This is a genomic window from Xanthomonas sp. 3058, assembly GCF_014199765.1.
GTDB classification, from domain to species: Bacteria; Pseudomonadota; Gammaproteobacteria; order Xanthomonadales; family Xanthomonadaceae; genus Xanthomonas; species Xanthomonas campestris_B.
Window position 1 is genome coordinate 21,512 of record NZ_JACHOF010000003.1, and the last position, 22,817, is coordinate 44,328.

Below are 22,817 nucleotides of genomic sequence, written 5' to 3' on the forward strand. Positions count from 1 at the left end.
GGTTCAAGCACCGGTCGCGCGCGGCTGGCGGCTTGGCAGGCGTTTCGGTCCCCGCGCTTACTCGGCCAGGCGGGTGCGCAGCTCGGTGACCTGCTCGCGCAGTTCCTGCAGTTGGTCTTCCAGGCTCTGCACGCGCGCTTCCAGGGCGGCGGTGTCGGCGCCGCGCGGCGTGCTCTCGCGCGTTGCAGCTGCGGCCTGCAGCGCATCCAGATCCAGCTCGCCGCTGAGCAGATGCATGTAGCGGTCCTCGCGCTGGCCGCTGGCGCGCGGCAGTTGCACCGCCAGGTTGCGCTGGATCAGCCGGTCCAGATGGTGGCGCACGTCCTCGGCATCGTTGAAACGCGCCAGCCGCTCGCTGCGCGCGAACAGCTCGCCCAGCGTCTGCGGGCCGCGCAACAGCAGCAGGCCGATCACCGCGACCTGTTGCCGGGTCAGGTCCAGCACGCTGCCCAGCCGATGTTCGTACCGCTCTGCACGCGAGGAGAACTGCTGGCGCACCAGGCCCAGGGTTTCGAGCTGGCGCAGCGCGTGATGCACTACGCCGGTCTGCAGGTTCAGCACCGGCTCGCGCGCGGTCTTCTGATTGGCAGCGACCTGCGCGGCGTTGACCGTGAGCGGATACGCGTCCGGCGTGGTGGCCTCTTTTTCGATCAGGCAGCCGAGCACACGGGCCTGGGCGGTATCGAGGACGGGCGGGGGCGAGGTCTCTGTCATGGGTGACTCCGGGGCAATCAGCGCACAAGCATATGCCGATCCTGTGTCGGCGTTCTTCCGATGCGGCGATCACGCCGTGCGGCTTACGCCATCGAGGTCTGCATGAGCCAGGCCTGCATTGCGCGGTCACGATGAGTCTGCGCATGCATGCACCGGCGCAAGCACGCATCCGCAATAGCGGTGACAACCCGTCTGGCCAGGCTGCCATACGACCCGCGTGACAGCGATGGCCATCCCTGCGCCTCTGCCGCCGCTAACAGCGCGCCAGCCGCAGAGCGGGCAATACGGCGCGAACCCGCTAAAATCGCGGGCTTAATGACCGCTCCTGTTCTGGTGGATGCCATGCGCCCCTCGCTTTACGCACCGTTGTCCCTGCTCGCCTGCACTGTGCTGGCCCTGAGCGCCTGCAAGCCCGGCGACAAGGAACTGGCCCAGCCCGCGCAGGATGCCGCCGCGTCTGCCAATGCCGCCGCCAGCGCGACTGCTGCCAAGACGCCGCCGCAGGCCACCGCCGCACCGGCCGGCGACGACAACCTCAACGCGGTGCTGTGGATGCAGCGCTCGGAGGAATACCGCGCCGTCGCCGAGCAGACCTACCGCGCTGCGGCCGACAAACTCGATGTCGCGCTCAAGCAGCCCAAGTGGGACGCGCTGGTCCCCGAAGAACGTAGCAATGCTGCCACCGGCCTGAAACCGGCGGTGGTGCTGGACGTGGACGAGACCGTGCTGGACAACTCGCCCTACCAGGCACGCCTGCTGCGCGACGGCAAGGAATACGACGAGCTCAGTTGGGACCAGTGGGTGGCCGAGAAGAAGGCCACCGCGATCCCGGGTGTGGTGGATTTCGCCAAGGCCGCCAACGCCCGCGGCATCACCCTGATCTACATCTCCAACCGCGCCGTGCATCTCAAGGACGCCACCCTGGCCAACCTGCGCAGCGTCGGGCTGCCGGTGGCCGACGACAGCGTGTTCCTCGGCCTGGGCACGGTGGTGCAAGGCTGCGAGCAGAACGGCAGCGAGAAGAACTGCCGCCGCCAGCTGGCCGGGCAGACCTACCGCGTGCTGATGCAGTTCGGCGACCAGCTGGGCGATTTCGTGCAGGTCAGCGCCAACACCAGCCAGGCCCGTGGCGCATTGCTGCAGCAGTACCACGACTGGTTCGGCGAGCGTTGGTGGATGCTGCCCAACCCCAGCTACGGCGGCTGGGAGCCGGCACAGTTCAACAACGACTTCGCCCAGCCCTGGCAGCAGCGCCACGACGCCAAGCGCGCCGCGCTGGAGGTGGCCCGATGAGCCGCGCGCCGCTGCCGCTGGCCGCGCACGAGCGGCTGATCTTCGCGCTGGACGTGCCCAGCCATGACGAGGCGATCGCCTGGGTGGACCGGCTGGGCGACTCGGTAGCGTTCTACAAGATCGGGATGGAGCTGCTGGCCTCCGGCGAGTACTTCCATGTGCTCGATGCCCTGGCCAAGCGCAACAAGCGCGTGTTCGTCGATCTGAAGTTCTTCGATATCCCGGCCACCGTGGCCGGCACCATCCGCCGCCTGGCGCAGTGGCCGGTGAGCTACTGCACCGTGCACGGCTGGCACGCCGGCATGTTGCAGGCCGCCGCCGAGGCCAACCACGGCGACATGCGTCTGCTGGCGGTGACGGTGCTGACCTCGATGGGCGGCCCGGACCTGGCCGCGATGGGTATCGACCGCGAACCGGTGGACGTGGTGGTGGAGCGCGCGCTGGCCGCACAGGCCGCCGGCATCGACGGGGTGATCGCCTCCGGCCAGGAAGCCGGCCCGATCCGCCGCGCCACCGGCACCGGGTTTTCGATCGTCTGCCCCGGCATCCGTCCCGGCGGCCCGGTCGGCGACGACCAGCAACGCACCGTGGGCGTGGCGCAGGCATTCAACGACGGTGCCGATGCCATCGTGGTCGGCCGCCCGATCCGCCTGGCTGCCGATCCGGCGGCGGCGGCGAATGCGATCCAGGCTGAGATTCGTACGGCATTGGGGCAGCGCCAGGCGTAGTGGGAGGCGCTTAATGGCATCCGCTGGCTAATCAAATCAACAAGTTAATTCGGTAGAATTAAAGTGTTGCTTTAACGTTAAGGGCTGCGTACGATGCCCTCGTCCGATGTCAGTCGGAAGCTGTGCCACTCATTGTCCACCGGGCTTGTCCCGGTTTTCGAAGGGATCGGGCCTTGTGCCCGATCCTTTTTTTTGGCCGTCAGAGCACGCTTCACCAGGATCACCGGGGGCGACCGGCTGCATGGCGGCATTGGATAGAGCGTCATCCCGCGCACAAGGCGAGCACGTATCGCAGCGAAGCCCGAGCCGAGTGCTGGCCGATAGCCGCCACCGCGTGCATGGGCTGATGTGCATCGAAGGGCTGAGTGCCCAGTTGGGCTACGCCGCAAGCTACGCTCCCATGGCGGGCACCTGCTTGATCGCCAGTGCGAGAACGCGCCAGACACGGTGTGGGTAAGCGACTTCACGTATATCCGCATGCATGCATGCATGCAGGCTGGATGTACATGAGCGTTGTGCTCGACTTTATTTTCTGGCAAGTCATCGGTTGGGCGATGCGTGATCGCGCCGATCTCGATCTGGTGTTGCAGGCCTTGTTGTCTGCACCCTGGCGGTGCAATCCCAAGGCCGTGCCCTGGCTCACTCGGATCAAGGCTCGGTCTACCACCGCACTGACTGGCAGAGCTTGCTTGCAGCTCGTGGCCAGGTGTGCAGCCTGTGTCGGCGTGGCAGCTGCCACGACAACGTGCCGGTGGAGAGCTCCTTTTGCCTTCTCAGACGCGCGCGGCTCAGGCGGCGTGTCCGCCCCATCAAAGACGCCGAACGCGCAGATGTGTTTGCCTTTAACGAGGTCTTCTAAAATCCCGAACGCCGCCATGGTTCCAATGACGAACTGTCGCCTGCAGAGTTCCAATGGCGCTACTCGCAACGAGGGGCCTGAGTGTCTACGGAACCCTGGGCGATGAACACTGCCAGCGAGGGGCGGTTGGCGATGGAGGTGTTGGAGCAGGTGGAGATGCTGGCCAAGGTGCGCAGCGTCAGGCGGTGATGGAGCGCGCCGAGATCCCTTGCGATTGACCTCGGTGCCTGATGCCACTAGCGTCGCAACCACACCAGCGCACCACGGACGCTTCATGCTCGCGCGCCCCCTCTACGCCTTGCTCGCCACCCTCGCTCTGGGCGCATGCGCCCACACGGCCGCCACCTCAGCCCCGGCAACCGTCACGGAGACATCTGCCATGAGTTCCTCAGCCGATCACGTACCTGCAGATCCTTCCAAAAGTGGACCACGTACTGCGCAGGAAGCATTGAAGCGGGTACTTGAGCTGATTCGCACAAGCGCCAGCATTGAATCGTTCAATGCCGACCATGTGTCTCGAGCAATGGGCCAGTCGGTGCAGTATCGCGATGATGGTTCCGGGCGGTTCGGTGCCAGCGGAGTGCTGACCCGAGACTGGAACTACGGGTTTGGTGTCAACAGAACCGAAGTAAAGGGTGCATGGTTCGAGTTCCTGTTCCTGCCTAATCCGCCAGAAGCGTCTCCGTCTATGTCGGATATCTGCCAGATCGACTTCGAGGCATTTGCGGCACACCTCGAAAAAATGGGTTTTTCGCGACAGCGCAATATTGTCGAGGATGGACGATGGATGAGCGATATTTTTCAACGCCCGGGGATGCGCGTAGAGCTCTTCCCGCGTGGCGAGGCTGACGTCCCTCTAGCGCGCACCACTCATCAGTGCGTCGAGTGGGTTCAAATTCGCTAGTCCAAGGAGCGGACATGTTGAGCCAGGAAGCAAGTGCCGTGGTGGCATCATTTGGTCAGCAACCAGGTGTCACACGTGAGCATCTGGACAACTTTAACCGGGTCCTTAACGATTCGCCCGAGTTGACCCGCCAGATCAACGAGGCAGTGCAGAAAAAGGTGCTGAAAGGCTTTGCGCCGTTAAACGATCCGCATGCGGGAGGCATCTATGATCCACGCGATCAGGAAATTCACCTGCCGCTTGCATCGCTGGTGAATGATGCCAACGGCAAGCATGCAGCAGCAGGCAATTTGACCTTCGTCTTGGGACATGAAATTCAGCATAGCCTTTATAGTCCCACTGCTGCGCTTGCGCGAGAACAGTTCAAGACAGAGGCAATAAAAATTGCCCGTAGCACGCACGATTACACTGCTGCTGGCGAGAAGGTGCTGGCCAGTAACCGTACGGACGAAGCAACGGCCGAAATAACCGGATGGAACGCTATCGTGAGCGCGGTCAAGAGTCGTAATCCTAATCCTACGCTTGAAGATGTGTACCTATTTGCGGATGGTCGGGCCAGAGATTTCGTCACGCGCAGCGGCTATCCAAGCGTCTATACGCCCAAGGAAAACCTGACGTTTAATAGCGACCTGACGTTGTCGCCCACGGCGAGTAACGTCGAGGCAATGGGAGTGAATTACTTCGACAAATCGGTCAAGGACACCCGTATCGGTCATGCGGGCCAGTCCGACTACGTCAACCATTACGGTCCATGGGTGGTCGGCACAGCCGCCATCTACGAGCGACACTACAACAAGTCAAAGCCCGGCGAGCCAGAGCAGCCAATGATCCTGGACATGCAGCGCCTGGGATTCAAGGAAGACATCCTGGAGCGCAACGGCATTGACCTGGGCAGCGACACCCGTCCCATGCCATACCTGGACAGTAGTACGCAGCCGCCAACCCCTGGGCTCTTCCAGCACAGCAAGGATACTCACCTGCACGTCTCGCCGATTTCTGCCCAGGCGCTGGAGCAGGAGCTGCGAGAGCGCGACCCACAATCGCCACCTTCCCCGGCGCAGACACCTTCACAGCCAAGCCACCCAGATCACGCGCTGTACCAGCAGATCAAAGGCGGTGTGATGCAGCTCGACGCCCAGCACGGCAAAGAGTGGGACGGGGCAAGCCAGCGCATGACTGCCAGCCTGCTTGCGATGGCAAAAGAGGAAGGGCTGTCGCGGGTGGACCATGTCGTTCTCAACAACCCCACGCCTCAGCTAGCCGGCGGCGAGAAAGTCTTCGTCGTGCAGGGCGCTCTTAATGACCCGGCTCACCAGCGTGCCCATATGCCGACCTTGGACGCCGTGCAGACACCAGAGGCCCAGTCGTTCGATCGCCTGCAAGCAATCAGCCAAAGTCAGGCCCAGGCGCGGGAACAACAGCAAGCATTGGAGCAATCACAGCAAGCCGTCAGCCAAACCGGCCCATCGATGACTCGCTGAGGCTTCAGCAGCGAAAAACATCCCATTCAAGCACCAAGTGCCGCATGGTCTGGTACGGGACACCCAAGACGGGTTAACGCGTCCTAGCAAAAACTGACATTCTGGCGCGCCCCCTACAGAGCGGGGCTGCGATTTTGTGTAGAGAGTGTTGCAAGAGCGACTACCTACTGTAATGCCGCTGCCTTGCAATAGCGGTCGATGAACTGCTGATGCGTCGGCATGACGTCCACGCAATGGCCGATGGTCTGCGCGACGCTGGCAAGGAAACGTTCGGCGTCGTGGTCGGGCACCTGGTCCACCAGCGGGTGATAGCCCTGCGGCAGCACGCCCTGGCCCACCATCACCTGCACCCAGCTGATCTCGGCGAACATTTCCTCGGCATTGCGGTAGAAGCGCCCGCTGTCGCGGAACAGGTCCAGGGTGAACTGCAACTCGGGGGTGATCGGCATCGTGCGGCAATGCCGCCAGAACGCGCTGTCGTCGCGTTCGGTGGCGTGGTAATGCAGCACCAGGAAATCGCGGATGCGGTCGAACTCGAACGCCAGCCGGTCGTTGTAGCGCTGCACCAGCACCGGGCTGATGCCCTCGCGCGGAAACAGCTCCAGCAGCCTGGAAATGCCGGCCTGGATCAAATGGATGCTGGTCGATTCCAGCGGCTCCAGAAAGCCGCTCGCCAGACCCAGTGCCACCACATTGCGGTTCCAGAACTGCTTGCGCCGCCCGGTGGTGAAGCGCAACGGGCGCGGGTCGCCGAGCGCCTTGCCATCCAGGTTGGCGAGCAGCGTGGCGGCCGCTTCGTCGTCGCTGATGTGCGCGCTGGAATACACATAGCCGTTGCCGGTGCGGTGCTGCAACGGGATGCGCCACTGCCAGCCAGCCGCACGCGCGGTGGAGCGCGTGTAGGGCGTGGGCGGGCCGACCTTTTCGCTCGGCACCGCCAGCGCGCGATCGCACGGCAGCCAGTGGGTGAAGTCGTGATAGCCGGTGTGCAGCGCTTCTTCGATCAACAGCCCACCAAAGCCCGAGCAGTCGATGAACAAGTCGCCGCTGACGACCTGCCCGGAGGCCAGTTGCAGCGATTGCACGTGGCCGGAGTCGGGGTGCAGCTGCACCTGTTCGACCAGGCCTTCGATACGGGTGACGCCACGCTGCTCCGCATAGCCGCGCAAAAATCGCGCGTAGTGCGTGGCATCGAAGTGATACGCGTAGGCGATATTGGCCAGCGGCGAATTGGCCGGCACGTCGCCGGCCGAGGTCATGAACTTGCCGCGCGTGGCGGCCACGGTGTTGAGCGTGTAGGCGCCCAGCGGCTGCGCCTTGCCGCGTGCATGCTGCTTGATCCAGTACTGATGGAACGGCAGCAGCCCGAGCGGATGCCCGATCTGGGTGCCGAAGCCGTGGATATACGACGTCCCCGGCCGTTGCCAGTCGACGAACTCGATACCGAGCTTGAAGCTGCCCTGGGTCTGGCGCACGAACTCGGCTTCATCGATGCCGAGCAGATTGTTGAAAGCCTTGATGTGCGGCACGGTGGCTTCGCCGACACCGACGGTGCCGAGCTGTTCGGATTCGATCAGCTGCACATTGAAGGTGGGGCCAAGCACGCGCGCGAAGGCGGCGGCCGCCATCCAGCCGGCGGTGCCGCCACCGACGATGACGATGTTGCGAAGCGGAGCGGGGATCATGGAGGTCCGGTCCTCAAAAGAAATAAAGCCACTGACAAAACGTCTGCGCGCACTGTCTGACGGTTGCAACCGGTGCGATATGCAGCACCAGTTGCACATGTTGACGCACCCACCTGACCACTGCGCATTACGTTGTGTCAGCCGCTCCAGAAGCTGATAGGCGAACGGGGCCAATCGGCCCCGTTCGAATCACGCGCATCCAGGTGCATGCGCGTGCAGGTTACGTTGGATCAGAACTTTGCGCCCACTTCGAAGATCACGCTGCGCGGCACGTAGCTGATCTCGCCGTTGTTGACAACGGTGATATCCGGCTCGAGCCGTCCGTTGCTGCCGAAGCTGTTGTATTCGTACTGGCTGAAGTTCTTGAAATCGAACACGTTGAGCACGTTGACCCGTGCGGTCAGCTTGAAGTCGCCAGCCACGGTGAAGTCCTTGGTGGCCTGCAGATCGACGGTGCGATACCCCCAGATCTTGCCACCCACCAGGAACTTGCCATTGCCCGGCGGAGTGACGCCGACCTGCTGGCAGGTGCCGCCATCGGGATCGGTGAAGCCGTAGCAGGCGATCGTATTGATCGGCTCGGGCGTGGCCAGCACCAGCTTGGCGCCGAAGGTGACGCCCCATGGGCCATCGAGCGAACCGGAAGCGACGAAGCGATGTGCCGACACCGCATCGGACTTCACGAACGGGTAGTCGCGAACGGTGGCCTTGTCGAACGCAAACGGCTCGTCGATGTTGCGGTTCTGGCGCGCGCTGGTATGTGTGTAAGCCAGGTTCAAGCCCCAACCCGATTCCTTGGTGTAAGGCTTTTCGGCCGACAGCAACACCTGGCTGCTGCGCTGCTCCAGACCGTTGTAGCCGATGACGGTATTGCGATAACCCGGCACCGGCTCACCCCACGGCACGCCGCCGTTGGCGTCGAAGTACGCGCCGTTCGGATAGCGGTTGACCAGGCTCATCACCAGGCCGTCGTAAGACAGGATGCGCTGGAAGGTCACATCGGTCAGCCAGTCGCCAACCTGGTTGCTGATGCCGATGCTGTACTGGTCGCTGTACGGTGTCTTGAGCTTGTTCTTGAACATGAAAAGCTCGGAACTGTCGCTGGTGCCGGGGATCGTGTTGAGCTGATCGATGCCGGTGAGGAACGCCGGATTCCACGGTGCACAGGCGCGGTCGTCGCGGAAGCAGCCCTGGCCGCTGGCGGCATCGCTGAAGTACACCACCACCGGCGACAGCGCGGCCTTGACCGATTCCAGCGCCAGCTGTTCGAACAGGTTGCGGTCGTAGGAACGGCCCGCACCACCATGGATCACCGCCGCCTCATCGCCGAACAGGTCGTACGAGAAACCCAGGCGCGGCGCCCAGGCATCCTTGAAGTTCTTGCGGTTGTTGCCGGTGCTGATGTAATCGGCCACGTTGACGCCGCTGGGCAGCAGGCGGTTGGCCCACGGCTGGCCAGGGTTTTCCGGGTCGTCGGAATACAGCGCATTCACGAACGGCTGCGAGGTCACGAAGTCGGTGTAGGCCGGGGTGTCTTCGTAGTCGTAGCGCACGCCGATGTTGATCATCAGCTTGTCGGTGGCGGCCCAGTCGTCCTGCAGGTAGATGCCGTATTGCTTGGACGGCGACTCGACCACCGGCAGCTGGCCGGGGTTGTCGAAGGCACGGATGTAGCGCACCTGGAACGGCACCGGCGCCACGCCGTTTTGGCTGACTTCGTAGCTGAATTGCGGATTGAGCGAGCTCGATTCGCGCGAGGTCAGCTTGATGTCGCGGTAGGTCACGCCGGTCTTGATGGTGTGCTCGCCGTGCCACTCCAGTGCATTGAAGGTCAGGTCGTTCTGGAACGACCAGCCCTTCTGGCTACGCAGCTTGAAGTCTTCGCCGCTGGCGGCGCCGGTATTGAGAAACACCCACTGGCGCGGGTCGGCCTGGGTGCGATCGATATAGGTATAGATCGAACCATTGCCCACGCCGCGCGGCGTGGGCAGATTGCGCGAATCCTCGGTGGTGAAGATGGCTTCGTTGAACCAGCCATCGGCACTGTGCTGCCAACGCAGGCTGGTGCGCTTGTCCTTGTTGATCTTGTCCACGGCGCGATCGGGCGCGTTCTGGCCGCCCACGTTGCTGACCTGGGTTTCGTCGCGGTACTGCGTGGCCAACTCGATGCGATCGTTGTCGGTCGGTTCGAAGTCGATCTTGCCGAAGTACAGGTCCTCGCTGAACGGCATGTTCGACGCGCCGTACTGATCGCGTAGGTTCGACGGCAGCAGCCCGATGAAGGGCGTCGCTTCGGCACTGGGCTGCACGCTCTTGGGTGCGACGTTGTCCTTGCCTTCGTAGGCGACGAAGAAATGCATGCGGTCCTGGATGATCGGGCCACCCAACGCAAAACCGTATTCCTTGGTCTGGGAATCGACCTTGCCGTCGGCTTCGTCCGGACGCTGCTTGCGCAGGTCCTGATTGGTGAAGCGATAGAACGCTTCGCCATGGAACTCGTTGGTGCCGGACTTGGTCGCCGCAGTGATCGCCGCGCCGCTGATCTGGCCATACTCGGCCTTGTAGTTGGACGTGACGACCTTGTACTCGCCGATGGCCAGCTGCGGGAACGGATTGCCCTGGGTTTCGTCCTGGCCGGCAATGCCGCCGCCGGAGACGTAGCTCTTCTGGCTCACGCCATCGATGTACAGGTTGCTGGCGCTGGCATTGGAGGCGCCGCCGCGCAGCTTGGTGTTGCCGTCCTGGTCGATGGTGAACACCATGCCCGGCACGGTGTCGGCGAATTCCAGGAAGTTGCGCGTGGCCTGCGGCAGCTGCTGGATCTGTCGCAGCGACACGGTGTTCCCCACTTCGGACGTCTTCACGTCACGAATCATCGGCGCGCTGACCGTCACCGTGTCCAGCGTGGTCGCATCGCCTGCGGGCGCCGCCGTCTCCGTGCCGAGATTGACGGTGGCGCTGGAGGCTACCGACAGGGTCACCGTGCGGCTGGCGCCGTTGGATTCGACCTTGTAGGTGCCCGGCTGCAACCCGACGATGGTGTAGTTGCCGGTCGCGTTGACCGGTGCGCGGCGCACCGAGCCGGTGGCGAGATTGGTGACGACGACCTCGCTGCCGCTCTGCGCGGAAGCGACCTGGCCACGCAACGTGGCGTTGCTGGATTGGGCCATGGCCGGCGTGGTGGCGAACAACGAGGCAGCCAGGGCGCAGCACAACAGGCTACGTGCGGGCAGGGTGGAAACGGTGCGGTGCTTCTTCATGACTCTCCCCCTCCCAGGGGTAAAGCGCGAACCAGTAAGTGACTGGCGCGTCGAGTTTGGTGCTGGGTATGGATGAAACGGATGCAGCGGTCGGCAACAGCAGGAACGGCAAACAACAAAACGATCGCGGAAGCAAGCGTGGTGCCCGCAGCATCGCGCACATCAAGCGCCGCGCTGCAGGCACACACCGTCGATCGGTAAAGCGACGCAAACCCTGCGGCCGGCCCCCCCATTGCCGTGGGGCCGATGCAGTACCAGCGCCTGAGCGGACAACCGGCATCGATGCGCCAGCTGCCATCCGGGCCACCATTACCAGATGATGCGGGCGCTCATAAACAACGTGCGCGGCGGGGTGGACATCGCCCCGTACTGATTGATGCTCACGCGCGGGTCGTAGATGCCGGCACTGCCCCAGTCGATGCTGTACTGGTCGTAGTTGCGGAAATTCAGCGCATTGATCAGATCGCCACGCACCTGCACCGTCACCGCGTCGGTGATGTGCATGTCCTTGGACAAGGATAGATCCAGCTGGCGGGTGCCGAAGATGTCGCCGCCGGCGATGAACTTGCCGCCGGGCGCGTCCACCGAGACCACGCGGATATTGTCCGAGGTCGGGCCGCCGTACTGGTCGAACGAGATCGCCTCGTTGCGCGGCGGCACCGTGGCCAGGGTCAGCTTGGCCGAGCCGCTGATGCCCCAGAACAGGTCGTAGATGCCGGTGAGTACCAGGCGGTGGCGCGGCACCGCATTGAGGTCCAGGAACGGGTAGTCGGCAATGGTGGCCGCATCGAAGCCGTAACGATCGTCGTTGCCGCGATTGCCGCGCGCACGCGAGAAGGTGTACGCCGCGGTCAGGCCCCAGCCGCTTTCCTTGGTATAGGCCTTGTCGGCCGACAGCAGCAGCTGGCCGGTCTTGGTCTCCACCCCGTTGTTGCCGATGATCAGGTTGCCGAAGCCCTGGGGCGTCTGGCCGAAGGCCTGGCCGCCGTTCTGGAAGAAATCGCCGTTGGCGAACCGGTTGCCCAGGGTGAAGATGAAACCGTCCTTGCTATGGATATACGACACCGTCGCCGAGGTGTTCCACTCGCCCAGCTGGGTGCGCAGGCCCAACGAATACTGGTCCGCATACGGCGTCTTCAGATCGTTGTTGAGCAGGTCGATCTCGCCGTTGCGCACGCGCGCATCGACCAGGTTGCCCAGGCTGTCCGGATTGCTCACAAACGCCGGATCGAAGGCGGTGCAGGTGCCGGGTGCCGGGACGCAATTGGTGGGCCCGGCAAAGCGGATGGTGTACTGCGCCAGCGCGGATTTGATCTGCTCCAGGCCCATCACGTCGAACAGGTTGCGGTCGTAGCTGCGGCCGGCACCGCCGAACAGCACCAGCGACTCGTCGCCACGGAAATCGTAGGAAAAGCCAAGGCGTGGCGCGAAGTTGTTGTTGTCCTGTTTGCGATTGCGCCCGTTGCTGATGTAGTCGTTGATGTCCACCCCGCCCTTGGCCAATTGCTCGGCGTAGGTAGCGCTGACGGCCGGGTCGGTGCCGGGGCCGTTCAAGGCCGCCACCACTTCCGGTGGGGTCACGTTGTCCAGGTACGAGGGAATCTTCTCGCCATCCCAGCGCACGCCGATATTCAACTGCAGCTTGTCGTTGACGTCCCAGTCGTCCTGGAGATACAGGCCCAGCTGCTTGCTGGTGGTGGTCACCGACGGTGCGGCGCCGGCGAACGGCAGGTTGAAGCGCACCTGGTACGGAATGGCGGCGGTGCCGACGCCATCGCCCACTGCGTAGTAGAACGAGGGATTGGTCGCCGAGTTTTCGCTCTGGGTCAGCTCCACTTCCTTGTACTTCACGCCCATCTTGATGACGTGGTTGCCGTGCCATTCGAGGTTGTTGAAGGTCAGGTCGTTCTGGAAGCTGGGGCCTTTCTGGCCCTTGCGCTGGATCGCCAGCCCGCTGGTGGCGCCATCGTTGAGCAGCACGTCGTCTTCGGCGATGCCGCGCGTGTACACGGTCTGGCTGCCGATGGTGTAGGCGGTGGGATTGAACAGCACGTCCTCGTAGGACACGCGCGCTTCGTTGACGTAGCGCTCGCCGTAATGCTGCCAACGCAGGTCGAAGCGTTTTTCGGTATTGAGATTGATCTTGGAGGCGAGCGCGGTGGTCTGGTTGCCCACGCTGTCGCGGCTTTCCTCATCGCGGTATTTGCCGGTGAGCTCCAGGCGATCGTTTTCGCCGATGTCCCAATCGACCTTGCCGAAGTACAGGTCTTCGTTGAACGGCCGGGTCACCGAGCCCAGCCGGCTCTGCACGCCCGCCGGCAGATCGTCGCTGAGCGCGCTGAAGCTGTCGGGTACGGCGACCGGATCGGCCGAGACCTCGAAGCCCTTGCCTTCGTAGCTGAAGAAGAAATGCGCCTTGTCCTGCACGATCGGCCCGCTCAGGGCGAAGCCGTATTCGTCCTGGTGGGTCTTGCGCTTGCTGCCGTCGGCATTGGGCGCGCCAGCGCGTTCGTCGGGTTGACGCGCGCGGAAGTCGGTGTTGCTGGTGCGGCCGAAAATTTCGCCGTGGAACTCGTTGCCGCCGGATTTGGTCGAGGCCACGATCGCCGCCGAGCCGACCTGGTCGAACTCGGCCTTGTAGTTGGAGGTGATGACCTTGTACTCGCCAATGGCCAGCTGCGGGAACGGGTTGCCCGCGCTCTGCTCCTGCCCGGAGACGCCGCCGAACAGGTAGCTCTTCTGGCCGACACCGTCGATATAGACGTTGACCGCCGAGCTGCCCTGCGCGCCGCCGCGGATCTGGCTATTGCCGTTGGAGTTGGTCTCGAACTGCATGCCCGGCACGGTGTCGGCGAATTCCAGGAAGTTGCGCGTCAGCTGCGGCACGGTGCTGATCTGCTTCAGCGACACGTTGGTGCCCACTTCCGAGGTCTTGACCTCCTGCAGCGTGGTGGCGGTGACCTGCACCGCGTCCAGCGTGGTCGCCTCCCCGGCCGCTGCCGGCGCCGCCGCGCCACCGCCCAGGTTCAAGGTGACCGAGGAGGCCACCGACAGGGTCACGGTCTGCGCGCTGCCGGAGCCGGCGTCCACCTTGTAGGTGCCGGGAGGCAGGCCGACCAGCGCGTAGCTGCCGTCAGCGCCGGTGGGCACGCGCCTGACCGCGCCGGTGGCGACATTGGTCGCGGTGACCGTGGTGCCGGCCTGTGCCGAGGCGACCTGGCCACGCAACGTGGCGTTGCTGGACTGGGCCATGGCCGGCGAGGCGGCGAACAATGAGGCGGCAAGGGCGCAGCAGAGCAAGCTGCGCGCCGGCAAGGTGGAGACGGTGCGGTAATTGTTCATGACTTCCCCCCTCCCAGGGGTAAAGCGCGAACCAGTGGAATCACTGGCGCGTTGAAACTGCATAAAGCGGGACAGCGGACAACCACGACAAGCAACACATGAGCAAGCAGCCGCGACGCGCCTTACGTCGGAGGCGCAGCACGCGGCGCGCTGGACGCGCGCACGATCAGTTCGGGAACCATCTCGGAAAACGTCTGCACTGCGGCATCGGCGGGCGGGGCGGGGGCATCGCCCAGTTGCTGATCCAGCAACAGCTGCAAGGCGCGCGCGCCCAGCCCGGCGATATCCACCCGCATGGTGGTCAACGCCGGCAGCACGTAGCGCGCCATCGGCACATCGTCGAAGCCAGCCAGTGCGATGTCGTGCGGCACCTTCAGCCCGGCATGGCCGAGCGCGAACAGGCAGCCCAGCGCCATCATGTCGTTGGCGGCGAACACCGCATCCGGGCGCGTGTCCTGCGCCAGCGCCTGGCCGGCACGGTAGCCGGATTCTTCATCGAAGTTGCCCGGCAGCACCCACGGCTGCGCCTGCGCATCCAGCGCCAGCTCGTCGCGATAGCCGCGCAGACGCTCGTGCGCATCGAAGTTGTCGGCCGGCCCGGCGATGAAGGCGATGCGGCGGTGGCCGCGCTCGCGCAGGTGCCGCGTCATCACCCGCGCGCCACCGTAGTTGTCCACGTTGAGCACCGGGCGCTGGCTGGCCGTGCCGGCGCAGTTGAGCAGCACCGCAGGAAGGCCGCCGGGCAGGGCGTCCTCGTGCACGCCGGAGTCGCCCAGCGAGGGCGACATCACCACCACCCCGTCCACGCGTCCGGGCAGGCGTTCCAGCGCCTTGCGCTGCGCCTGCGGGTCGCCGTGCGAGCTGGACACCAGCAGGTGGTAGCCCTGATCGCGCGCCACCTGGTCGATGCCGCGGATCAGTTCGGAGAAGAATTCGCCGTGCAGGTCCGGCAACACCACCCCGATGGTGTGGGTGCGCCGGCTGCTCAGGCTGCGCGCGGCGTGATGCGGGATGTAGTGCAGTGCGCGGGCGACCTGCAGCACGCGCTCGCGGACCGACTCGGCGACATGCTGATGTCCATTCATGGTGCGCGAGACCGTCGCCACCGACACCTGCGCTTCGCGCGCGACATCCTTGATGGTGACGCTGCCGCCTTCCGAGCGTGGCCGACTCATGGCGACACCGCCAAAACAATGCGGTTGCCGCCGCACGCCGGGTAGGGGCGCACGGTCCGCTGGCGCAGAGCGTTCGTGTCATAGATGCACATGAATGACATCGGCCCCAACCGATGGCGACCTCAGAGCGAGATGGGGCGCACGCTAGCAGGAACTGCAAGCGCTTACATGATGCGCCGCAGCATTCCGCCAAATGCAGGCGGCACAAGGACTTGCGCCGCCGCCTGGACAACGTTGTCCGAAGAAGACAACAGCGGTCAATGTCGGACACCGGGTGACAACGTGCATGGAACTACGAAAATCTAACATTTGTTGCCGTACCCGAGCGCACGGTTGCTGCATGCCTTGCCGCCAGTGCACTCAGACAGCAAGATGCGCCGATCGATCAGGGGAAACAGCGTGCGCATGTCGCTATCTACCGTCCGTACCGGCCGGTTCCGGTTCATTGCGTGGGCGCTGCTGGCAGCGCTGTGCCTGGGCAGTTGCCAGCGCCAAGACAGGGCTGCTGCACTGCCTGGCGCCACCGCCGAGCCGGCCGCCGCGATGCAGTCGATGACCTTGCCCTTGCGGCGCAACGATCTGGTCGCCTATGCGCGGATCCGGGTCACGCCCGCGCAATACACCCAGTTGGAAGCGGCCTGGCGCAGTGGCGCCAGCCGCTGGCCGTTGACCGAACTGCCGCTGCCCAACGAGGTCGGCAGCCTGCTCGGCACCTTGTCGGCGCCAGGCGCCGAGCGCCGCTTGCAGCAGGCCTTCGATGCGCAACTGGCCGGGCAGTCGCAGGGCATCGCCCAGGCCGCGCAGTCGCTGGGCCAGTTCGGTGTGCAATACCTGCGTAGCCGCAACGACTATCAACCCGAGCAGCGCGCCCATTACATGCAACTGGTCGATGCCTTGAGCGCCTGGGCCGCCACCGCCCCGCTGGCCGATCGCGCGCGCGCCAAGGCCAGCATCACTGACCTGGTGACCGCTGCCCGCGCCACCGGCATTGGCTCGGATGCCGATCTGCAAGGCCTGGGCATGGAAGAGAGCCTGCGCCGGCTCGGGCCGTTCTGGGCGGCGGCCAAGACCGTGCTGGAGCGCTACGACCTGTCGCTGGACAGCAGCCTGGATGCGCTGCGCACCGGTTTGATAAAGCAGGACGGTGATCGCGCCCAGGTGCGTCTGCGCTATCCGCTGGCGGCCCGCGATATCGACCTCACCATCGCGTTGATCAAGCGCGACGGCCACTGGTATCAGCAGCAGACCCAGGACGAGGTGCAGGCGCTGCTCAGCGCCATGCCGACCCCGCCCTTACCCGACGCCGTTGCAGCGCCCGACACGCCGACGGCCGTACCTGCCGCGCCAGCGGACACCGGGCAACGCCCGGCTGGGCGATAATGATGGCGATGCCAGAACAGAATCCCCTGCCGTTCCCGGACGGCCAGCCCGCCCCGCCCACCCCGGCTGCCGCCGAGATCGCCGGCAGCACGGCGGTGCCGGCGCCTGCCGCAGCGTCGGCGTTGGACGCCGCATCGCCTGTCGGGCCGGTCATTGCCGTCGGGCGTAACGCCAAACGCCCGTGGTGGGCGCGCCTGCTCGGTCGTCTGGTCGACCCGTGGTTGAGCCTGACCATCGAACCGGATCAACCCGGCCGCTACGACGACGGCCGGCCGGTGGTGTACGTGCTGGAAGACTACGGCATGTCCAATGCGCTGATCCTGGACAAGGCCTGCCGCGAGGCCGGGCTGCCGTCGCCGCTGGTGCCGCTGCCGGGTGACCCGCTGGAGCGCAAGCGCGCCTATCTGGCGCTGTCGCGGCGCAGTAGCAGCAATTCGCTGATCCCCGAACAGCGCGGCGGCAAGACCCATTCCGATTCGCTGGCCAAGTTGCTGCAGGCGCATCGCGTGCGCGCCGATCTGGACGTGCATCTGGTGCCGGTGTCGATCTTCGTCGGCCGCGCGCCCGACAAGCAGAGCGGCTGGTTTGCGGTGCTGTTTTCGGAAAACTGGGCGCTGGTCGGCCGCTTCCGTCGCCTGCTGTCGGTGCTGCTCAACGGCCGCACCACCATCGTGCGTTTCGCGCCGCCGATCTCGCTGCGCCAGACCATGGCCGAAGGCCTGCCGCCCGAGCGCACCCTGCGCAAGTTGCAGCGCGTGCTGCGCACCCACTTCCGGCGTATCCGCGAGGCGGTGATCGGCCCGGACCTGTCCACCCGCCGCCTGCTGGTGGACCAGGTGCTGGCTGCCGACTCGGTGCGCGAGGCCATCGCCATCCAGGCCAAGCGCGACAACTCCAAGCCGGTCGACGCCTGGCGCAAGGCGCACGCCTATGCCTGGGAAATCGCCGCCGACTATTCCAGCCCGGTGGTGCGCTCGGCCAGTTTCCTGCTGACCCACGTGTGGAACCGCATCTATGCCGGCGTGCTGGTGCATCACCTGGACAAGCTCAAGCAGGCCGCGCCCGGACACGAAGTGGTCTACGTGCCCAGCCACCGCAGCCACATGGATTACCTGCTGCTGAGCTACCTGCTGTATGAGCGCGGCATCGTGCCGCCGCATATCGTGGCCGGCATCAACCTCAATCTGCCGGTGGTCGGCACGCTGCTGCGCAAGGGCGGCGCGTTCTTCATCCGTCGCTCGATCAAGGGCAATGCGCTGTATTCGGCAGTGCTGAGCGAATACGTCGCCCAGCTGGTGGCCGGCGGCTATTCGATCGAATACTTCGTCGAAGGCGGGCGCTCGCGCACCGGCCGTCTGCTGCAGCCCAAGGGCGGCATGATCGCGATGACGCTGCGCGCCTACCTGCGCCAGCCGCGCAAGCCGGTGCTGTTCCAGCCGGTGTACATCGGCTACGAGAAGCTGATGGAAGGCAACAGCTACCTGGACGAACTCACCGGCCGGCCCAAGGAGAAGGAATCGATCTGGGGCCTGCTGTGGTCGATCCCCAAGGTGCTCAAGCAGAACTACGGCCAGGTGGTGGTGAACTTCGGCGAGCCGATCGCGCTCAACGACGTGCTGGCCAAGCACGCCCCGGACTGGGACGGCCAACCGCTGCCCGACGACGAAAAACCGACCTGGCTGGCACCGGCGGTGGATACGTTGTCCACCCAGATCCAGACCCGCATCAACTGCGCCGCCGACGTCAACCCGATCAACCTGCTGGCGCTGGCGCTGCTGTCCACGCCCAAGCATGCGATGGGCGAGGCCGACCTGATCGCGCAGATCGAGTTGTGCAAGAAGCTGCTGGCGGAAATGCCGTATTCGGACCGCGTCACCGTGACCCCGCACACCCCGGCGCGCATCATCACCCACGCCGAAGAGATCAACGTGCTCACGCGCGTGTCGCATCCGCTGGGCGATGTGTTGAGCGTCAGTGGCGACACCGCAGTGCTGTTGAGCTATTTCCGCAATAACGTGCTGCATTTGTTCACGGCCTCGTCGTGGGTGGCGTGCTGCTTCCAGAACAACCGCCGCATGAGCCGTGCCGGTCTGTTGCGCCTGGGTCGCACCGTCTACCCGTTCCTGCAGTCCGAGTTGTTCCTGCCGTGGAGCGAAGATCGTTTTGCCGAACGCATCGAACAGACCATCGACATGTTCGTACGCGAAGGCTTGCTGCTCAATGTCGCCGACGACGATGGCGGCGTGCTGACCCGCAACACCGGGCAGACCGACGAAGTGTTCCGCCTGCGCGCGATCGGCCACTCGCTGCAGCAGGCCTTCGAGCGCTATTACATCGCCATTTCGGTGCTGGTGAAGAACGGCCCCGGCGTGCTCGGTGCCGGCGAACTGGAAAGCCTGTGCCAACAGGCCGCGCAACGTCTGAGCCTGCTGTATGCCCCGGCAGCGCCGGAGTTTTTCGACAAGACCCTGTTCCGCGGCTTCATCCAGAAACTGCGCGAGCTGCGTCTGGTCTGGCCGGATGAGAACAGCAAGCTGATGTTCGACGACCGGCTGGATGTGTGGGCGAAGGATGCCAAGTTCATTCTCGGCCGCGAATTGCGCCACACCATCGAACGGGTCAGCCCGGCCGCAGCCAAGCCCGATGTGGTAGTGCCGCCGTCCGAGTGAGGCGGTCGGGCTTCTGCCCCATCAGGTTCGTGCACAACGATCGCTGCGCCGGGTTCTTGCGCCAGCGGATGGCTGCAGCAGGGGGCTGCAACAGCTGATCGGTGCGGCAGCGTGCTGCACTCGCTCATCGCTGTATCAGCTCGCTGCAATGGACGATTGCAGCCTCGGATCGCTGCAATCAGTGATCGGCCCACGCTCGCTTCTCCCGCCAGCGGGAGAAGGTGCCCGCAGGGCGGATGAGGGCGTGCAATCCATCTCGCACCAGCAAGTCACTCCAACAGCGCAGCGCCACACACAACGCAGGCTTCACACAAAACCGCCGTTGGTTTCATCGCGCACTTGCAGCCCTGCCGATAACATCGGCTGACCTTTCACAATGATCGGGTGCGTTCTACGTCAGGCGCGTCCGGCAGGAGACGTCCATGCGCGCAGCGGTCCACACCCAATTCGGTGATCCGGCCAAGGTATTGGCACTCGGCGAGCGGCCCACGCCGCAGCCAGGCAAGGGCCAGGTGCGCATCGCCATGCGCCGCGCGCCGATCCACAATCACGACCTGTGGACCGTACGCGGTAACTACGGCTACAAGCCCGCGCTTCCCGCCATCGGTGGCAGCGAAGCCGCAGGCGTGATCGACGCACTCGGCGAAGGCGTCGAAGGTCTGCAAGTGGGCCAACGCGTTGTCGCCGCCGGCGTCCACGAAAGCTGGGCCGAGTTCTTCCTCGCCAGTGCCTCCGGTGTCGTGCCGCTACCCGACGCATTGGACGACGACCGCGGCTGCCAATTGATCGCCATGCCGCTGAGCGCGCTGATGCTGATCGAATTCCTGCACGTGCAACAAGGCGACTGGATCGTGCAGAACACCGCCAATGGCGCCGTCGGCAAGACCGTGGCCATGCTCGCTGCCGCGCGCGGCATCAACGTGATCAACCTGGTGCGCCGCGATGCCGGGGTGGAGGAACTGAAGGCGCTCGGCATCGGCAATGCCGTGTCCACCGCGCAGGAGGGTTGGCAGGACCATGTGCGCGCGCTGGTCGGTGACGCGCCGATCGTGCGTGCCATCGACTCGGTCGCTGGCAGCGCGGCAGGCGAATTGATGGGGCTGCTGGCCGAAGGTGGCGAACTGATTTCGTTCGGCTCGATGACCGGCGAGCCGCTACAGATTTCCAGCGGCGATGTGATCTTCAAGCAGGCCACCGTGCGCGGCTTCTGGGGCAGCAAGGTCACCACTGCCACCAAACCCGAGGACAAGCGCCGCATGATCGGTGAGCTGCTGAAAGCCGCACTCGATGGCAGCCTGGCCTTACCGGTGGAAGCGGTGTTCGATCTGCAAGACGCCGCCAAGGCTGCCGCCGCAAGCGCCGAACCGGGGCGTCGTGGCAAGGTCCTGCTGCGCGCTGGCTGAGCACACCGACGCAACTGGCTCAAAGACAGCAGGTGCGTCACCAAATCATTGAGACAAACGTCCCTCTCCTGCCGGGAGAGGAACGGCTTGCGCATCTGCCCGCGAGACTGCTGCCATCCGCCCTGCGGGCACCTTCCCCGCACGCGGGAGAAGGACATTGTGCGGCAGTGGAATAGCGAGCTCGCATGCGCACTAGCCCCTCTCCCGCTTGCGGGAGAGGGGTTGGGGTGAGGGGACGGCCCAAGCGACCAGCACGACCGGCCTCAGCGCAAGCCGGCGTCCACCATCAGACGAACCCTGCCTGCCCAACCGCCTGCCACCGCGACGCGGATCTCCACGACGGCAACGCCAGCCCAAGCGGCCGCATGCACGGCATCACGCCGGCTCGTCAGGCACCAGCTCCATTTCCAGCCGCGTGATGCAGTCCTTGAGATGCAGCTTGCGCTTCTTCAAGCGCTTCATCTGCAACTCGTCCTCCGGGTTGGCGGGCACGCGCTGGATTTCCTCGTCCAACGCGCGATGGGCGCGTCGCAACTCGGCGATCTGCTCGGCGATCTCGGCGGGTGAGAGAGTGTCCACGGTTCCGAGCATACACAACCACGGGCCGGCCGCGTCACCCGCGCTTGCCAACACGCCCGAGGCTGCCACAATGCCCACGCGCCATCGGGGAAACGACGGCGCGCCCTACCCATCATTGCCATGCGGCCACGGCCGTCGAGAATGGAGTCTTTACGATGCGTTTGCGTTCTTCCCTGCTGGCCCTGAGCCTGCTCACCGCCGCCAACCTCGCCGCAGCTGCCGACGCTGCCAAGTACGACGGCTTTCTGTGCTGCAACCTGCGCACCGACGGCAGCTGGATCAGCGACAGCAACTACGCCGAAGACGGCAAGCGCGTGCTCCCCGTCGGCACCCCGGTCAGCGTCACCGGCTTTGGCCGCAACCGCGTCAACCTCAAGATCGCCGGCGAAAAGCAGTCCATCGGCAACGACTACAGCCGCGACCTGGACAACACCGCCTTCGCCGCACGCTACGTCGTCACCGCCGACCCCAAGGTCAAGCTCGCCACCTTCCCGCCGAAGATTCGCCAGGCCATCAACGATGGAAAGCTCACCGGCGGCATGACCCGCGAACAGGTGCTGATGGCCGTCGGCTACCCGATCAGCAGCGAAAACCCGAATCTGGAAGCCTCGCTGTGGCGCTACTGGCGCGACAGTTTCTCCGAGTACCAGGTGCAGTTCGGCCCTAGTGGCAAGCTGGTCAAGGTGACGGCCGATCCGCAGTTGATGAATCTGGTTTGGCTTCCCTGAATTGATCGGGTGGTCGCGCCTCGCGCGGCCACCTGAGTGGCCCTCACTGCCCGGCCGGTGCTTCGCTTGGTCGGGCGGAGAAACTGCTGGCGCCAGGAACTGACGTCTGGATTTTGGGACCAGCCAACCAGACCAGACGTGTCAAGCGCTAAGATTCGTCTTTGGTCAACCGGCCGCTAAAGACCGAAGCCCCTATGCAACGACATCCGGATCTGTACCCCAACGACGATAACGGCGACACCCTCTGGCACATCGCCCAGCAAGGGGTGGATCTTTCCAAGCCACGCGAGATCGCGTTTTCCGTCGTCTTCCCCACGAAGGAGTCGGCATTGGAATTCTCAGTGACGCTGCTCCGCTTCGAGCAGAAAGTTCGCTGCTGTCACTACGAGGAAAACGCGGCGTTTCCGATGGACGTGACGGTGTATCCGACCATGATCCCGTCGTACAAGGCGATTTCGGCTTTCGAAGAAGAGCTGGCAACGGAGGCCAGGCCGTTGGGTGGTTTGAATGATGGCTGGGAGTTTGCGGTGGATGACAAAGACGTTTAATGCAGTCAGTGTGCGAGAGCCTAGGATGCAGTTACTGCATCACTGAGCGCGTCGCAGTTTTTACAGCAT

15 protein-coding genes and 1 pseudogene are annotated in these 22,817 nt (G+C 64.6%); 10 read left to right on the forward strand and 6 right to left on the reverse strand.

The genetic code is table 11. The features are described 5' to 3' along the window. Positions 1–57: 57 nt before the first annotated feature. Entirely contained in the window at positions 58–714 is a 657-nt protein-coding gene (locus tag GGR61_RS05700) for a YceH family protein (RefSeq protein ID WP_184620755.1), read from the reverse strand. Between the two features lie 333 nt (positions 715–1,047). Here GGR61_RS05700 and GGR61_RS05705 point away from each other — a divergent pair, with 333 nt between their 5' ends. The 5 genes and pseudogenes from GGR61_RS05705 (at position 1,048) to GGR61_RS05720 (ending at position 5,979) form a co-directional block, all read left to right on the forward strand. Further along, a complete protein-coding gene (locus GGR61_RS05705; protein ID WP_184620946.1) occupies positions 1,048–2,007 on the forward strand; it encodes a 5'-nucleotidase, lipoprotein e(P4) family in 960 nt (319 codons plus the stop codon). Then, positions 2,004–2,735: an orotidine-5'-phosphate decarboxylase gene (gene pyrF, locus GGR61_RS05710; RefSeq protein ID WP_184620756.1), complete on the forward strand. Its 732-nt coding sequence runs from the start codon at positions 2,004–2,006 to the stop codon at positions 2,733–2,735. The genes GGR61_RS05705 and pyrF overlap by 4 nt, the downstream gene beginning before the upstream one ends. 322 nt (positions 2,736–3,057) lie before the next feature. Then, a pseudogene (locus GGR61_RS21070) lies at positions 3,058–3,675 on the forward strand (DDE-type integrase/transposase/recombinase); the annotation flags it as partial. 193 nt (positions 3,676–3,868) lie between these two features. Next, positions 3,869–4,498 (forward strand): hypothetical protein, encoded by a 630-nt coding sequence (locus tag GGR61_RS21075; RefSeq protein ID WP_260286985.1) that lies wholly within the window; start codon positions 3,869–3,871, stop codon positions 4,496–4,498. Positions 4,499–4,512: 14 nt separating this feature from the next. Beyond that, positions 4,513–5,979, forward strand: a complete 1,467-nt coding sequence (locus GGR61_RS05720; protein WP_184620757.1) for an XVIPCD domain-containing protein — start codon at positions 4,513–4,515, stop codon at positions 5,977–5,979. A 164-nt stretch (positions 5,980–6,143) separates the two neighbouring features. Here the strand turns inward: GGR61_RS05720 and GGR61_RS05725 are convergent, their stop codons facing one another. From GGR61_RS05725 to GGR61_RS05740, 4 genes are all read right to left on the reverse strand, one after another. After that, positions 6,144–7,664 (reverse strand): tryptophan halogenase family protein, encoded by a 1,521-nt coding sequence (locus GGR61_RS05725; protein WP_184620758.1) that lies wholly within the window; start codon positions 7,662–7,664, stop codon positions 6,144–6,146. A gap of 230 nt (positions 7,665–7,894) precedes the next feature. Beyond that, positions 7,895–10,924: a TonB-dependent receptor gene (locus GGR61_RS05730; RefSeq protein WP_184620759.1), complete on the reverse strand. Its 3,030-nt coding sequence runs from the start codon at positions 10,922–10,924 to the stop codon at positions 7,895–7,897. Between the two features lie 309 nt (positions 10,925–11,233). Further along, the gene (locus GGR61_RS05735) at positions 11,234–14,266 is read right to left on the reverse strand and encodes a TonB-dependent receptor (RefSeq protein WP_184620760.1); all 3,033 of its coding nucleotides are present in this window, start codon (positions 14,264–14,266) and stop codon (positions 11,234–11,236) included. A gap of 122 nt (positions 14,267–14,388) precedes the next feature. Continuing rightward, positions 14,389–15,441: a LacI family DNA-binding transcriptional regulator gene (locus GGR61_RS05740; RefSeq protein WP_184406586.1), complete on the reverse strand. Its 1,053-nt coding sequence runs from the start codon at positions 15,439–15,441 to the stop codon at positions 14,389–14,391. 405 nt (positions 15,442–15,846) lie between these two features. On the opposite strand from GGR61_RS05740, the gene GGR61_RS05745 reads away from it, so the two are divergent. The 3 genes from GGR61_RS05745 (at position 15,847) to GGR61_RS05755 (ending at position 20,893) form a co-directional block, all read left to right on the forward strand. Beyond that, entirely contained in the window at positions 15,847–16,821 is a 975-nt protein-coding gene (locus tag GGR61_RS05745; RefSeq protein ID WP_184406585.1) for a hypothetical protein, read from the forward strand. Further along, complete coding sequence (gene plsB, locus GGR61_RS05750) at positions 16,821–19,490, forward strand: glycerol-3-phosphate 1-O-acyltransferase PlsB (RefSeq protein WP_184620761.1); 2,670 nt, start codon at positions 16,821–16,823, stop codon at positions 19,488–19,490. The genes GGR61_RS05745 and plsB overlap by 1 nt, the downstream gene beginning before the upstream one ends. A gap of 422 nt (positions 19,491–19,912) precedes the next feature. Further along, the gene (locus GGR61_RS05755) at positions 19,913–20,893 is read left to right on the forward strand and encodes a zinc-binding dehydrogenase (protein WP_184620762.1); all 981 of its coding nucleotides are present in this window, start codon (positions 19,913–19,915) and stop codon (positions 20,891–20,893) included. Positions 20,894–21,268: 375 nt separating this feature from the next. On the opposite strand, the gene GGR61_RS05760 is transcribed toward GGR61_RS05755, so the two are convergent. Further along, entirely contained in the window at positions 21,269–21,472 is a 204-nt protein-coding gene (locus GGR61_RS05760; RefSeq protein WP_184406582.1) for a YdcH family protein, read from the reverse strand. A 155-nt stretch (positions 21,473–21,627) separates the two neighbouring features. Here GGR61_RS05760 and GGR61_RS05765 point away from each other — a divergent pair, with 155 nt between their 5' ends. Continuing rightward, on the forward strand, positions 21,628–22,200 hold the full coding sequence (locus GGR61_RS05765; protein WP_184620763.1) for a hypothetical protein: 573 nt from the start codon (positions 21,628–21,630) through the stop codon (positions 22,198–22,200). A 194-nt stretch (positions 22,201–22,394) separates the two neighbouring features. Next, positions 22,395–22,748 (forward strand): ribonuclease E inhibitor RraB, encoded by a 354-nt coding sequence (locus GGR61_RS05770; RefSeq protein WP_184406580.1) that lies wholly within the window; start codon positions 22,395–22,397, stop codon positions 22,746–22,748. Positions 22,749–22,817: the final 69 nt, after the last annotated feature.

What these genes read in the sequence shown, in the direction of transcription:
- GGR61_RS05700 (WP_184620755.1), bottom strand. Translation starts at nt 714, where the DNA reads ATGACAGAGACCTCGCCCCCGCCCGTCCTCGATACCGCCCAGGCCCGT.
- pyrF (WP_184620756.1), top strand. Translation starts at nt 2,004, where the DNA reads ATGAGCCGCGCGCCGCTGCCGCTGGCCGCGCACGAGCGGCTGATCTTC.
- GGR61_RS21075 (WP_260286985.1), top strand. Translation starts at nt 3,869, where the DNA reads ATGCTCGCGCGCCCCCTCTACGCCTTGCTCGCCACCCTCGCTCTGGGC.
- GGR61_RS05720 (WP_184620757.1), top strand. Translation starts at nt 4,513, where the DNA reads ATGTTGAGCCAGGAAGCAAGTGCCGTGGTGGCATCATTTGGTCAGCAA.
- GGR61_RS05725 (WP_184620758.1), bottom strand. Translation starts at nt 7,664, where the DNA reads ATGATCCCCGCTCCGCTTCGCAACATCGTCATCGTCGGTGGCGGCACC.
- GGR61_RS05730 (WP_184620759.1), bottom strand. Translation starts at nt 10,924, where the DNA reads ATGAAGAAGCACCGCACCGTTTCCACCCTGCCCGCACGTAGCCTGTTG.
- GGR61_RS05735 (WP_184620760.1), bottom strand. Translation starts at nt 14,266, where the DNA reads ATGAACAATTACCGCACCGTCTCCACCTTGCCGGCGCGCAGCTTGCTC.
- GGR61_RS05740 (WP_184406586.1), bottom strand. Translation starts at nt 15,441, where the DNA reads ATGAGTCGGCCACGCTCGGAAGGCGGCAGCGTCACCATCAAGGATGTC.
- GGR61_RS05745 (WP_184406585.1), top strand. Translation starts at nt 15,847, where the DNA reads ATGTCGCTATCTACCGTCCGTACCGGCCGGTTCCGGTTCATTGCGTGG.
- plsB (WP_184620761.1), top strand. Translation starts at nt 16,821, where the DNA reads ATGATGGCGATGCCAGAACAGAATCCCCTGCCGTTCCCGGACGGCCAG.
- GGR61_RS05755 (WP_184620762.1), top strand. Translation starts at nt 19,913, where the DNA reads ATGCGCGCAGCGGTCCACACCCAATTCGGTGATCCGGCCAAGGTATTG.
- GGR61_RS05765 (WP_184620763.1), top strand. Translation starts at nt 21,628, where the DNA reads ATGCGTTTGCGTTCTTCCCTGCTGGCCCTGAGCCTGCTCACCGCCGCC.
- GGR61_RS05770 (WP_184406580.1), top strand. Translation starts at nt 22,395, where the DNA reads ATGCAACGACATCCGGATCTGTACCCCAACGACGATAACGGCGACACC.